The following is a 12880-nucleotide window of genomic DNA, read 5'->3' as shown; positions in this document are numbered from 1 at the left end:
TTGTCGATTATAACACAAGAAACAATAAATCTCTTCGCCAGCTTCTATTATAATGTATATAAGGAGATGATTTACGCATGATGATGAAAATTATTACAGAACTGAATTCCCTCCATGGGCACCAACTTTTTTCCCTTCAGAAAAAAGCCTATGCAGTGGAAGCAGAAATGATTGGATATTTCGAAATCCCCCCACTATTAGAAACGTTTGACCAATTTACAAGCTGCAAGGAGACGTTTATCGGTTTTTTTATTGACGGTGAGATTGCTGGGGCTATTTCATATAAAAACGAAAGTGGGCAGATAGAGATTTGCCGAATGATCGTCCACCCGGATCATTTTCGCAAGGGGATCGCAAATGCCCTCCTTACCCACCTGCAGAGTATCGTTTTAGGGGAAAAGCTAACCGTTTCTACCGGTGCATTGAACCACCCTGCACGAAAACTTTATGAAAAAAACGGCTTTTTACATACAAAAGATGTGGAAGTCGCACCTGAATTTTTCATTAGTCTATACGAAAAATGATCATTTTATGTACGTCACAATGAAAAGCATGATGAAAGAGATGGCAATGATTACAGCGACCCATAGCCATGCTAAAGTCATGTTCCCCGAATCCATCGCTATATATATCGCTGTCGGAATCGTCTGGGTCTGTCCTGGGATGTTTCCCGCAAACATAAGCGTAGCCCCGAATTCCCCCAAGGCCCTGGCTGAACTTAATATCGCGCCGGTAAGGATCGATCTACCGGCTAATGGGAGGGATACAAGCAAAAACAATTTCCATTCGCCCGCTCCATCCACTCTCGCGGCGTTTTCGATTTCCTCGTCTATGCCTTCAAACCCCGTTTTGGCCGATTGGTACATAAGCGGGAAAGCCACCACAGTGGAAGCAATGACCGCTGCCCACCAGGTGAACATGATTGGTTGGCTAAATACCATTTCAATGATTTGCCCAAGCGTTCCGTTTTTACCGAAAAACACAATCAGTAAAAATCCTACGACAGAAGGAGGCAGAACAAGTGGAAGCAAAAACACGGTCTCCAGTAGGATTCTGCCCTTGAAACGCTTCTTTGCCATGAACCTGGCAAGCAGGATTCCTAAAATAAAGACTAGGATTCCCGAGATGCCGGCGATTTGAATGGATAATCTGACGGGTGACCAAAATTCCGCCGTCATGATACTTGCTCCATAGAACCTATATTTTCCTGATTTCCATCAGATGTAGGGACTCCCCATCTTTTAAAAATCTTCATTTGAAATTCTCCCTTTTTTAAAAAAACTTTTAAGTTTATTTTTCTTGACATATTGCTGACACATACAAACGTTAAAGTAAGAGTATCACAAAAACAAAAATAATTTTAACTCATAAAAATAAAAATCAAAAACCTAAAAAAAATATGAAACCTTAAGGGAGTCGATTTTAAATGGTTACAATTTATACTACCCCAAGCAGCTTAGCATGTCGTAAAGCAAAAGCTTGGTTACAAAAAAATGAAATTTCCTACAATGAACGCAACTTATATTCTCAACCTTTATCTATAGCAGAAATCAAAGAAATCTTACGTAAAACAGAAGGTGGTACAGATGAAATCATCTCAACCCGTTCAAAGAAATTCAAAAGCTTGAACATCGATATAAACAATACGCCACTGAACGACCTATGCATGCTAATCCAAGCCAATCCAGACTTGCTACGTCGCCCAATCATTTTCGATCATAAGAATTTGCATGCGGGATACAATGAAGAAGAAATGGGCCGCTTCCTTCCAAGAAAAGTTCGTCATTTTCAATTATGGCAAGCCATCAGTCAACTAGCCTAATTAAATACTTGTGTACAAAAGGGTTGTCCATTAAAAACGGACAACCCTTTTTCGGTTATACCTGAGCTGATTTCTCTACCGTAATTGTAAATATCGTCCCTTTTTCATCGCTTTCTTTCAATAGTAAATCTCCTTTTTGCGCTTTAGCGAGCATCTTACTGAATGGCAAACCTAACCCTAATCCGCGTACCTTCAATTTTTTGTTTTCCCCTCGGTAAAATGGTTCGAACACATACTGCTGTTCATGTAGAGGAATCCCTCGGCCACTATCCTTCACATCGATACCGATTCGGGAGTCATCCATTTCATAGAGGCAAATCTCAATGGATCCCTTTCCATCAAGTGAATGCTTCGCATTGTTCAAAAGGTTAATGATAATTTGTTGCATCCTCAGTGAATCAACTTCCCCATAGATCGACTCATCCGGAACCTGTACCTTCAGAGTGAAATCCTGATTCTCCTGAGTGACATGCCACCGATAGGCAATTTCCCGTAGGAAAGTATTGAGATTTTCTTTTTCCAACCGAATTTTAAAAGCACCGGCCGACATTGCGTTATAATCCAATAAATCTTCTATCATTACCTGTAGCCGTTGTGTTTCCTTCAAGGAGATATCCAGGAATTCCTTACTCTGTTCACCCGTTACCACATCATCCCTGACCGCTTGGATCAAACCACTAATGGAAGTGACTGGTGTTTTTAAATCATGGGTGACACCAGCAAGCAACTCAGCCCGTAACTTTTCCATGAGTTTCAATCGGTTTGTCATTTCTTTAAAGGATTCCACGAGTTCGTATATCTCTTCTTCCCGTATTTCCTCTTCTTCTTTAAAATGAATATCATAATTGCCTTCCCTCACCTGGACAGCCGCATTAGCCACATCTTGGATGGGCCTTGATATCTTTCTAGAGAGAAAATAAATGACGCCCGTCCCAAGTAAAAGCAAACCACCAATCAAGAATGCAAGCAAGCCGTGATCTTGATTCACTTCCTTCAAGGCCCCTTCTTCCTGGGCGATGACGACCCATCCCTTTGTCTCCCCTTCAAATTTGATCGGCGATTTGACGACAAACACCTTATTCTCTGAAATCTTGACCTTCTGAATTAATTCTCCATTATTCATGATGGCGCCGGGCAGTTTACTATTATCCTCATCAATATATAATTGAGGCATCGTATATATGATACTTCCATCAGGATCGACGATATATATGATTGGTTGCTTATTGAGCTGCAGGATTTTTTCCCTTTCCTCAACGATTTCTGAAAGGATGGGACCCACGACAATTTGACCATTCTCCTTCATTGCCCGGTCGGACGTTTCATCCGCTAAATATTTGAGCAAGCTCAACCTATATTCCAATGCCGTCTTTTCCATCCACCATAATGAAAAAACCGACAATATCAATAAGCCCGAAATCAAGGTCAATACATATCTTTTCGTCCAATAGAGCTGCAAGGTTGTACGTTTTCTAGTTTTCATAGACACTCAATTGATACCCCAATCCACGCAACGTTTTTATTTCCCCTTCCGATGATGGCCAAGCATCAAGCGCCTTCCTAATTCGTTTGATGGCCAAGTCCACAGCACGGTCACTTCCATCATAATCTAAGCCCCACACTTGATCGAGCAGCTGCTCTCTCGTGAAAATATGGTTGGGATGCTTCGCGAAAAAAATGAGCAACGACAAATCACGGGGCGTCAAGCTGATTTCTTGCCCTTTTAAAAATACCGAGTAGGACTTGTTATCAATGGACAGGCTTCCAAATTCGTGAACATGTTTTTCTTCCACCACAGGTACCGAGCTGCGCCTTAAGACGGCTTGCACCCGGGCCATGACTTCTTCCGCCACAAACGGCTTGGAAATATAATCATCCGCTCCCGATTTAAAGCCGGACAGACGGTAATCCACATCATTCAATGCAGTTAACATGATCACGGGGCACATGTCCTTCTCCCTTATCTCTTTCAGGATGTCCCAGCCTTCCTTACCTGGCAACATCACGTCAAGTAGCACGAGGTCCGGTTTCATTTCTTCAAAGGTTGGAATAGCCTTAAGTCCATCGAATACTTGGACGACTTCCATCCCTTCACGTTGTAAATATGCTTTCAATACCATTGAAATGGCAATTTCATCTTCAACGACTAGAATTTTTTTCATAAAGGAATTCCTCCTTCTTAAATTATAGTTTAATCATATTGCATTAGCCAACCCCAGTGTGAATTGACCTTTTTTATCCTCCATCATATCCTCTGAATGTGTCAGGAATATGTTCATACTCATTCCTAGCCATCTTGAACCATCCCCCATTCACCTGTCACGGTGTGGCAAATGGGACAGGCAATCCTTTTCAGCATACCAAAAAGGCCGGCTTCATCATTGAGCCGGCCTGGTTTCAATTACATGTCTCATGCGGGTTCGGACAACCCACATCCTGTTTTTCCACTTGTAGTGTGCTGTGTTCTATCCCATATTGATCATGCAATAATTTTTGCGCTACCGCCAAGGTTGTATCATGATCTCCACCTTCACCAATGACGACATGACAGCTTAACGAAAAAAATCCGGAAGTGATCGTCCAGATATGGAGGTCATGGACTTCCGTTACATGTGGCAATTGCTTCAGACTCTCTTTCACTTCTTCCATGTCGATTCGTTCCGGTGTGCCCTCCATCAAAATATGGAAAGAATCGCGCACCACTCTATATCCACTTATGACGATTAATATCGCAACAATCATACTCGCGATTGGATCGGCAATTCCCCAATCGAAAAAATAAATCAAGAGTGCGGCAGCAATGGCGCCCACCGAACCAAGCATATCACCAATTACATGTAAGAATGCACTCCGTACATTCAGGTTTTCTTCTTTATCGCCACTCATTAAAATCCATGCGGCAATAATGTTCACAAGCAAGCCAATGATTGAAATCATCAGCATTCCCAAACTTTGAACCTCAGGAGGATTCACAAACCTCCGAATTGCTTCAATGAAAATGAATACCGATATAACGATTAACGTCAAACCGTTTAAACAAGCGGCGATGATTTCGAAGCGCTTATATCCAAATGATTTTGACTGTGTGGCTTTTTTCTCGCCCAACCTTATCGCTGTATAACTAAGCCCTAAAGCTGCAGCATCGCTTAACATATGTCCTGCATCTGACAGCAAGGCCAGGCTATTCGTCATAAATCCTCCAATTACCTCGATTACCATGAATGTGGAGATCAGTACAAATGATGCCAACAAAGCCTTTTTATTATTAGAATGGTGATGGTGGTGTCCGTGGTCATGGGAGTGACCCTCATGATGTCCCATGTTCCCCCTCCTCTCAAGTAATATATAAGCTTATATATAGTATGGGATAATTTCAGAATGGTTTCAAATGATTGACTTTCCCATTTAAAGCATAAAAGATACGAAGCAGCACGAAGACAAAAAATAAACACTGCAGGCAAATTCCTACAGCGTCTTTACATTATCCTTCACTTTGCATGGTATCGTCGACGATCGCACGCAGGTCCTTATTGAATAATTCATCATTGCATACAAGACTGTGCTGTTGGTCTGTCCTCTCGGGTTCCTGAAGATGATTTTCCTGTTCTTTACCCTTCATGACCTTTTCTCCTCCTCTTTGTCATTTTGACCTTTATCATATCCGGAGGAGATTACCTTTATGCTTGTATCATCTGATTTCCATGAAAGGTACGAATGATGAACTCATGCTCTGGAACTTGTAGTCTTTTATAAGATGACAGAAATGCCGCATTATCATACGTGGCATTTTCCAGAGTGACCTGAATTCCGTTTTCTTCAATCGTAACGATGCTATACCGTGCAGTTGGCTCACTATTACATCCAAGTGATCCGGGATTCAGGTAAATCGTTTGATCATTCTTAAAGAGGTGAAGAGGATGATGGTGTCCAAAGCCAATTAAATCTTCAGACCGATTTTTAAAGAGGGACTCCAAGTTAGGCAAATTGGGTTCGACAATTGGGCTAAAGGGATTTTGACTGATATGTACATTCCGCTTTTCCGGTTCCATATGATAATGGGTGAAGAAAAGAGTACGGCCATTCATTGTAACTTCCATGGTGCGAGGCAGTTTTTCCAATGAGGGAATAAATATCGGGTCCATCCTTTCTGCGATCCATTCATGGTGCTCTTTGACATGAATATGCCCTGTTGGATGTTCTTCCCCTTTAATGATGGCTAATACGGCTTCATCATGATTTCCACTGATCATCGATAGATTCTTTCTGGAAAATAACAAATCCAAGACCTCATTGGTATCAGGTCCTATTCCGACCATATCCCCCAAACAATAAATTTGCTCAATTTCACTTCTTCCATCAATTTCCCTAAGAACGGCTTTTAACGCCGAAGCATTACCATGTATATCCGCAATAATGGCAACTTTCACGATGAAGTTCAGCCCCCTTCTCTATATATGGTATATTATAGCATCTTTAAAATCAGGGAAAAATTATTCGGGCTCATCTCCCCTCATCTACCGACGCCCATTTTTAATGAATAAGCAAACACTTCGGCCTAGAATACATAGTATGGAGTATTCCCAGTAAAGATGATTTGCTAGGTATGAAAATCACAAACGTTATGAGGAGGAAATTTAATGGGTGGTAATAATTTTAATAACGGATGTAACGATGGATGTAACGATGGGTGCGGTGGCGGTTTCGATAACGGCTTTGCCTTATTAATTGTTTTGTTTATCCTACTAGTCATCATTGGTTGTAGTTGGGGCTTCGGTGGCGGCGGCTTCGGTGGCGGATACGGCGGCGGTTACGGCGGATGCTGCTAACACATTAAATAAAAACAAGGCGCCTGAAAACGGCGCCTTCTTTGTTATTGTTTCGCTTTACTTTTCTTTGCTTTTAAGAAGAGCCAAATGACAATCAGGACGATTGGGATGAGCAAGAAGTTCGCATATTGCGCGAATATCGCTCCTGCCTGCTCCCATTGTGGCCCAAGCTTATACCCTAGATATACATAAATCGTGGTTACAGGAAGCATCGCCAAGTATGTATAGAGTATGAATTTCCAAATATTCATCTTCAGAATGCCACATGGTAATGAAATGGCCGTACGGATTCCAGGAACAAATCTCCCGAAAAAGGCAATTCCTGCTCCATATTTATCGAAGAAGTACTCAGCTTTATTCAATTGCTCATCTTTAACCAAAAAGTACTTTCCAAACTTCAATACAAGTGGCCTTCCCCCATACTTTCCTAGTACATATAGTGTCAAGGGCCCTGTCACCCCACCAATCGAACCGGCCAGTATCGTCAAGATTATATTCCTTTCACCTTGATAGACCCAATAGCCTGCAAGAGGTAAAACAACTTCGGCAGGGATGAATTCAAATGTTAACGCGAGCAATACTCCGAAATATGATAAAGATTTAAACGCTTCTATCATATCCATGATTATAGATTCCATAGAGGTTTCCCCCTTTCTTTCAACAGTTACATATAAAAAAGGATGCCCCCGCTCTTTACGGGCACCCTTTGTTTTCTAAAAGGACAGTTTTTCGACATTATACATGTAGAGTTACACTCTTTACACATTTTTTCATACCGTTATCCTATATCAATGGTTCATAAAGAGTCAACGTTTTATTACCGGGATATTTTTCTAATATAGACAGTTATTAGATTGAATTAAAAGGAAGAAGATGATTCCAAAAATTCAGAATCACCTTCATGTACTCTATATAATAAACGAACACAGATCGACTATTTTTAAATGGAAGGTTCAATTGCCATACTTCTCAGCCAGGTTCCCCGTCCCTGATGCCTGATTTCACCCTTTTCATAGACTAGTTTTCCATGTTTGAATGTGGCGGTTACCTTGCATGGGAAGGTGTGGCCCATATAGACACTTTGCTTATGCTTAGCGAAGAAATTATCTTCGGTCACAGTATGCGTGTCATTTAATGACACAACAGCAATATCTGCATCCTTCCCTTCCTTTATCTGTCCCTTTCTTGAAGAGAGACCAAATCGCTCTGCCGGTGTACCAGCTGTCCAATCCGCAACTTTTTGAAAAGGTATTTCATATGTAATAGCCAGTTCGACCATCGTCTGCAAGGAGAATTGCCCACCACTTATCCCACCCCACGCTTCAAACAAGTTATGCGTCGCAGGGTCCTTCAATTCGTAAGGGCATGGAGAGTGATCGGAAGAGATCATATCAAACCTTCCTTCTATCAATAAAGCAATCAACTTATCCTGTTCGGCCTTCTCACGTAGAGGGGGCGCACATTTCGCGACCGTACCTTTCTCGATGAGCGTGTCTTGATTGAATAATAGATAATGAGGACAGGTTTCAACCGTTATATCCAGACCGCGCTGCTTGGCGGCTTCTATCTTTTCCATCGCCAAACTACTGCTGATATGGACAAAATGCAGCCGGCATCCTGTCACTTCTGCATAGGTCAGAGCCCGTTCGACCGCCTCCGCTTCCGCTAATAGGGGACGAGTCGCCGCATAGTCGTCAGGACTGAATAGCCCTTGTTCCTCTTTCTCCTGCTTCAAAAATTGTGTGATGTGATCACTTTCCGCATGTAGCGCCAAGATTTTATCCAATCTTGCAATTTCCCTCATACCTTGAAGCAAGGTAAAATCATCCGCTCGTTCAAACTCATCATTGCCCGTTGCAGAAAGGAATGCTTTAAAACCGATGACCCCTGAATTAGCTAACCCTTCCAACTCCTCTACGTTTCCAGGAACCAGACCACCCCATAACCCGAAATCGACAACCGAGTTTGCTTCGCCGGCCTTCGCTTTCTCAAGAAGCGCCGTTTCATCTATCGTCGAAGGGATCCCATTCAACGGCATATCAAAATAGGTCGTGCAGCCACCAGCCGCCAGCATCCGCGAGCCGGTTTCAAACCCTTCCCAATGGGCACGTCCAGGTTCACTGAAATGAACATGCACATCGATCATTCCAGGAAAGACGTATTGATTGCCTGCTTCATATTCTTCCAGTCCTGTATCATCAAGCAGATTTCCAATCTTGATGATTACGCCATTCTGGATGGCCACATCAGCTTTCTTCACTTCATTAGGCAATACCACGTAGCCATTACGGATAATGAGGTCGTATGTTGACACCTTTTTCCCTCCTTCAAGTAATTTTGTAATAGAAACAGGAGTTTCTTCCTCGTCCTTATTGCGCTCCAATCATGTTCTCCGTTTCCCCTACATATATGTCGAGTGCTGCCTGCAAGGCTTCTCCCCGATTCACATCGAACCCTTGGCGTATAAGAACGGCTTCTAAGGAGGACAGGGCGAAGAGGATATTTTCTTTGCGGCAGCTGAATCCCATCGTACCGATTCTCCAAATTTTTCCTTGAAGTGGACCGAACGATGAAGCGATTTCGATACCAAATTCATTCAATAGCATCGACCGAACTTGCTCTCCATCCACCCCTTCTGGAATTTTGACACAAGTGACACATGGTAATTTATTTTCCCTGTGCCCGAATAGCGTCAAGCCCATTGCCTCGATTCCAGCCACAAGTGCCGCTTCATGATGCTTATGACGGGCGAATCTCCGTTCCAACCCTTCATCCAGCACAAGTCGGAGTCCTTCACGCAATGCATACATCATGGAAGTCGCTTCTGTATGGTGATTCAAGCGGCGTGGTCCCCAATAATCCTGCAGCATACTTAAATCGAAATAATTACTGGTAATGGGGCGATGACTTGCAATATTTTGACGATCTTCCTCTGTTGCAATTCCTCGTTCCACCTTTTTACGGGACTGAATGATTTTCTCAATTCTCTCATTGTAGGTGATAGGCGCCATTCCTGAAGGGACGGACAAGCATTTTTGCGTACCCCCTATCAAACCATCAATACACCACTCATCCACCTTTACATCCGTTCCCCCGATTGACGCAACCGCATCGACGACGAGCAAAACACCTAGCTCACGACAGGCTTTCCCAATTTCCGCTAGCGGCTGCATGCAGCCTGTTGACGTTTCTCCATGGACGATTGCCGTTATCTTCGGCGAAACTTTCTTGATTTCCGCAATGATATCCAAGGGATCAAAAACCTCTCCCCACGGACATTCGATGGTATGTACTTCAGCTCCATATCGTTCACAAATTTCAACCAACAAATGACCGAACCTCCCGAAAATGGGAACCAAGACCTTATCTCCCGGTTCAATGATGCTACAAAGAATTGCTTCATTCCCGGACCGGGATGTACCATCGATGGGAAAGGCCCAATGATTCTTCGTTTGGAATACGAGACGAAGCATTTCCATCACTTCATTCATGATATTCGTGAAAGCGGGATCAAACTGCCCCAAAATCGGAGTGCTCATCGCCCGTAAAACTCGCGGATCCACCTCCACCGGCCCTGGAGTCATGATGGTCCTGCTCGGTGTGTATAATTCTTTGTATGCCATTTTCCTCAGCTCCTCTTAATAGGCTAATTGATATAATATTTCGCTTAAAACGTCAATTCCCTTTTCTAGATCATGAACGTTCGTAAATTCTTTAGGCGAGTGGCTGATTCCATCCCGACTTGGAACAAAGATTAAACATGTCGGACAAAACGAACCAAATACCTGTGCATCATGCCCCGCACCGCTTATGATATCTTGATAAGGGATCCTTTTAGCTTCGGCAATTTCCCGAACCAATGCATTCATCTCCTCATTCAGCTCAATGGGCAACACATCCATCCACTGTGAGATTTCCACCTGTAATCCCCCGTCATCCGCATGAGATTGAAAGGTCGAGAAAATCTCCTCACAAAATGCATCAAGGATACCTTCTTGGTGATGCCGGATATCTAAACTGAACTCTACCTCACCGGCCACGACGTTCGGAACGTTTGGCAACACATCCAATCTACCGACCGTCGCAACTAAATGAGGATTCATTTCCTTGGCCTTTTTCGTTAGAAAAGAAATATATTCCGAAGCGGCACTGACGGCATCTTTCCTATAGTTCATCGGAGTCGTTCCCGCATGATTGCTTTCTCCCTGCACTTTAATCGTATAGCGACGCTGCCCGACAATATGACTGACGACCCCGATTGATTTTTGATTTTTTTCCAGGACCATTCCCTGTTCAATATGAATTTCGACGAATCGCTCAATGTCATCACGAACTGGAGGTACATATGTATCAGGGTCAAATCCTGCTTCCTTCATGGCGCTCAAAAATGGATAGCCCTCTGAATCGGTCAGACCTATCACTCGATCGAGGCCATACACTCCTTGGATATTCCTCGATCCCCAGAACGTCAAGGGAAAACGGCTACCTTCCTCTTCACAAATGGAAACGACTTCTATCGTTTTCCGTGGAGGTCCATAGGTTTGATACAGCCTTTGTACCGCTAGAAAGCTAGCGATTACCCCAAATGCACCATCATATTTCCCACCATCAACAACCGTATCAATATGCGAGCCCGTGAGGATCGTTTTACTTCCCGGATTCGTCCCTTCCAATCTTCCAAACAAGTTACCTACGTTATCAAAATACGTATGCAATCCCACTCTTTCCATTTCCTTTTTCAATGCATGCTGGGCCTTCACCCATTCCTTCGAATATAATAACCGAGTTACTCCCTGGTTCTCCGTTAACCCGAATGAAGCCAACCATTCAATCATGGACGCAACATTATCTTTTTCATATTTGAATTTTTCGATTTGAATGGCCACACTATCGCTCCTTTTATTCTGGTTATATATGTTATGATTCTTCACAAAATATGGTATATAGATTATATTACTTGCTTATGCTGTGAACTTCATTGACATATCCGTTAGAATTCCGAGATATTTTTGTGCATGATTACTAGTTTTCCTTCCCTTTTAACATACGAATTTATCATGACTTTCTACGAGAGAAAAAAAAGCGAGAGTGCCCGCAAAAATGGCACCCTCCCATCTCAACTTGTATAATTTGAGCCCAACCCCAGCTCCCTCAATAGCTGACGGTAGAAAATTGAGGTCTTATCCGCCGCTATATGAGCTTCTTCCTGAAGGTCTAATGGCAGCTCCTCTGGTTTTTGATTTTCAACCATCTCCTTATCTTCGTTGAAGATCTGTAAATTGAATTCATACGTGTCTTCAAGTGGAGCATCCATGTCGAAGTTTCGTGCCATTGGGGAAAACATCCTGGTTTTCCTCGCCGAAACTGGACTAGCACAATTCAGGATAAATAGTTTCCCACCTTCCGGAAAATGCACCGTCAACCTCGCCGCTAAAGGTGGATACACATCAAATACGCGCAGCCATCTAAAATTAGGGGGTTCCAAATGTCGCAAGTCCTTTCCATAATTACTGACCGAACTTACATACTCTACATGTAAGCCATACTCCGTTTTATCCACTTTATAACTTGGCACAATAGGATTATCACGATCAGCGAAGCTCTCTGAATGGACCCAGGCAAAGTGGGATACATCCAAGAATCCTTCCATCTGTCTCCCTGCTGACCCCGCAATATCGATGAAAGGAGGCAGAATATTCAGATATTCAAGGTCATCCCAAGCAGGTAACGGAGGTATACTCTCTTCATCACTCGAAATGGAAGTCCAAACCAAGCCATACCGCTCTACCGTGGGATATATATTAATACAAAGACGCGGAGAAATTTTCGCATTGGGATGTGCAGGAATTCCCGTGCAATCCCCTTCTGGTCCGTATCTAAATCCATGATAAGGGCAAACAATATTGTCATCTTCCACCCACCCCATGCTTAAAGGAACTCCCCGGTGCAAACAAAGATCTCTTGCCACAATGATTTTCCCATTCGCACGGTAAAGAACAAGGTGGACATCCAGCAACTTAATGCCAAGGGGCTTTTCCGTCACTTCCTCGACTGCCGCCACCGGAAACCAGTACTGAGTCAATACATCCCAATCCTCTTTACTAAATGTGCATTCCTTCGGATAGGGAGTCACTCTTTTTTTCTTTTTAGTAGCAACAGTCGTTTCCTTCATCTCTTCATCTCCCCTTTACATTCATTCGCTTTTATAAATAGTATCAATTTTCAGATATTA

General features: G+C 43.0%; 14 protein-coding genes. 3 read left to right on the top strand and 11 right to left on the bottom strand.

The window, feature by feature from the left end; all coding sequences use genetic code 11:
• Positions 1–77 precede the first annotated feature (77 nt).
• On the top strand, positions 78–524 hold the full coding sequence (locus tag ACQKL5_RS16710; RefSeq protein WP_427610015.1) for a GNAT family N-acetyltransferase: 447 nt from the start codon (positions 78–80) through the stop codon (positions 522–524).
• On the opposite strand, the gene modB is transcribed toward ACQKL5_RS16710, so the two are convergent.
• Positions 525–1178: a molybdate ABC transporter permease subunit gene (modB, locus tag ACQKL5_RS16705; protein ID WP_427610014.1), complete on the bottom strand. Its 654-nt coding sequence runs from the start codon at positions 1176–1178 to the stop codon at positions 525–527. It lies immediately after the preceding gene.
• A 248-nt stretch (positions 1179–1426) separates the two neighbouring features.
• Here modB and spx point away from each other — a divergent pair, with 248 nt between their 5' ends.
• Positions 1427–1822: a transcriptional regulator Spx gene (gene spx, locus ACQKL5_RS16700; protein WP_427610013.1), complete on the top strand. Its 396-nt coding sequence runs from the start codon at positions 1427–1429 to the stop codon at positions 1820–1822.
• Between the two features lie 55 nt (positions 1823–1877).
• On the opposite strand, the gene ACQKL5_RS16695 is transcribed toward spx, so the two are convergent.
• The 5 genes from ACQKL5_RS16695 to ACQKL5_RS16675 form a co-directional block, all read right to left on the bottom strand.
• Entirely contained in the window at positions 1878–3305 is a 1428-nt protein-coding gene (locus ACQKL5_RS16695; protein WP_427610012.1) for an ATP-binding protein, read from the bottom strand.
• A complete protein-coding gene (locus ACQKL5_RS16690) occupies positions 3295–3984 on the bottom strand; it encodes a response regulator transcription factor (RefSeq protein WP_427610011.1) in 690 nt (229 codons plus the stop codon). The genes ACQKL5_RS16695 and ACQKL5_RS16690 overlap by 11 nt, the downstream gene beginning before the upstream one ends.
• Before the next feature lie 235 nt (positions 3985–4219).
• Positions 4220–5143 (bottom strand): cation diffusion facilitator family transporter, encoded by a 924-nt coding sequence (locus ACQKL5_RS16685; protein WP_427610010.1) that lies wholly within the window; start codon positions 5141–5143, stop codon positions 4220–4222.
• 160 nt (positions 5144–5303) lie between these two features.
• The gene (locus ACQKL5_RS16680; RefSeq protein WP_427610009.1) at positions 5304–5441 is read right to left on the bottom strand and encodes a hypothetical protein; all 138 of its coding nucleotides are present in this window, start codon (positions 5439–5441) and stop codon (positions 5304–5306) included.
• 58 nt (positions 5442–5499) lie between these two features.
• Positions 5500–6249, bottom strand: coding sequence for a metallophosphoesterase family protein (locus ACQKL5_RS16675; protein WP_427610008.1), 750 nt, complete (start codon positions 6247–6249; stop codon positions 5500–5502).
• Positions 6250–6459: 210 nt separating this feature from the next.
• On the opposite strand from ACQKL5_RS16675, the gene ACQKL5_RS16670 reads away from it, so the two are divergent.
• The gene (locus ACQKL5_RS16670; RefSeq protein ID WP_427610007.1) at positions 6460–6648 is read left to right on the top strand and encodes a YjcZ family sporulation protein; all 189 of its coding nucleotides are present in this window, start codon (positions 6460–6462) and stop codon (positions 6646–6648) included.
• Between the two features lie 44 nt (positions 6649–6692).
• On the opposite strand, the gene ACQKL5_RS16665 is transcribed toward ACQKL5_RS16670, so the two are convergent.
• The 5 genes from ACQKL5_RS16665 to ACQKL5_RS16645 all read right to left on the bottom strand — a co-directional run bounded on the left by ACQKL5_RS16665 (position 6693) and on the right by ACQKL5_RS16645 (position 12820).
• Positions 6693–7286 carry a DedA family protein gene (locus ACQKL5_RS16665; RefSeq protein ID WP_427610006.1) on the bottom strand — a complete coding sequence of 198 codons (594 nt, stop codon included), beginning with the start codon at positions 7284–7286 and terminating at the stop codon, positions 6693–6695.
• Between the two features lie 302 nt (positions 7287–7588).
• Positions 7589–8962, bottom strand: coding sequence for an allantoinase (locus tag ACQKL5_RS16660; protein WP_427610005.1), 1374 nt, complete (start codon positions 8960–8962; stop codon positions 7589–7591).
• A 55-nt stretch (positions 8963–9017) separates the two neighbouring features.
• Positions 9018–10271 (bottom strand): pyridoxal-phosphate-dependent aminotransferase family protein, encoded by a 1254-nt coding sequence (locus ACQKL5_RS16655; protein ID WP_427610004.1) that lies wholly within the window; start codon positions 10269–10271, stop codon positions 9018–9020.
• Between the two features lie 15 nt (positions 10272–10286).
• Positions 10287–11534, bottom strand: a complete 1248-nt coding sequence (allC, locus tag ACQKL5_RS16650; RefSeq protein ID WP_427610003.1) for an allantoate deiminase — start codon at positions 11532–11534, stop codon at positions 10287–10289.
• A gap of 230 nt (positions 11535–11764) precedes the next feature.
• Entirely contained in the window at positions 11765–12820 is a 1056-nt protein-coding gene (locus ACQKL5_RS16645; protein ID WP_427610002.1) for a Rieske 2Fe-2S domain-containing protein, read from the bottom strand.
• Positions 12821–12880: the final 60 nt, after the last annotated feature.

Source organism: Peribacillus sp. NPDC097675 (genome assembly GCF_050277655.1).
GTDB lineage: Bacteria > Bacillota > Bacilli > Bacillales > DSM-1321 > Peribacillus.
This window is presented reverse-complemented; position numbering and strand designations above follow the sequence as displayed.

Excerpts from the sequence above, each read along its gene's own strand:
- ACQKL5_RS16695 (WP_427610012.1), bottom strand. The coding sequence starts at position 3,305 with ATGAAAACTAGAAAACGTACAACCTTGCAGCTCTATTGGACGAAAAGA.
- ACQKL5_RS16670 (WP_427610007.1), top strand. The coding sequence starts at position 6,460 with ATGGGTGGTAATAATTTTAATAACGGATGTAACGATGGATGTAACGAT.
- ACQKL5_RS16680 (WP_427610009.1), bottom strand. The coding sequence starts at position 5,441 with ATGAAGGGTAAAGAACAGGAAAATCATCTTCAGGAACCCGAGAGGACA.
- spx (WP_427610013.1), top strand. The coding sequence starts at position 1,427 with ATGGTTACAATTTATACTACCCCAAGCAGCTTAGCATGTCGTAAAGCA.
- ACQKL5_RS16690 (WP_427610011.1), bottom strand. The coding sequence starts at position 3,984 with ATGAAAAAAATTCTAGTCGTTGAAGATGAAATTGCCATTTCAATGGTA.
- ACQKL5_RS16710 (WP_427610015.1), top strand. The coding sequence starts at position 78 with ATGATGATGAAAATTATTACAGAACTGAATTCCCTCCATGGGCACCAA.
- ACQKL5_RS16665 (WP_427610006.1), bottom strand. The coding sequence starts at position 7,286 with ATGGAATCTATAATCATGGATATGATAGAAGCGTTTAAATCTTTATCA.
- ACQKL5_RS16645 (WP_427610002.1), bottom strand. The coding sequence starts at position 12,820 with ATGAAGGAAACGACTGTTGCTACTAAAAAGAAAAAAAGAGTGACTCCC.
- ACQKL5_RS16685 (WP_427610010.1), bottom strand. The coding sequence starts at position 5,143 with ATGGGACATCATGAGGGTCACTCCCATGACCACGGACACCACCATCAC.
- modB (WP_427610014.1), bottom strand. The coding sequence starts at position 1,178 with ATGACGGCGGAATTTTGGTCACCCGTCAGATTATCCATTCAAATCGCC.
- ACQKL5_RS16655 (WP_427610004.1), bottom strand. The coding sequence starts at position 10,271 with ATGGCATACAAAGAATTATACACACCGAGCAGGACCATCATGACTCCA.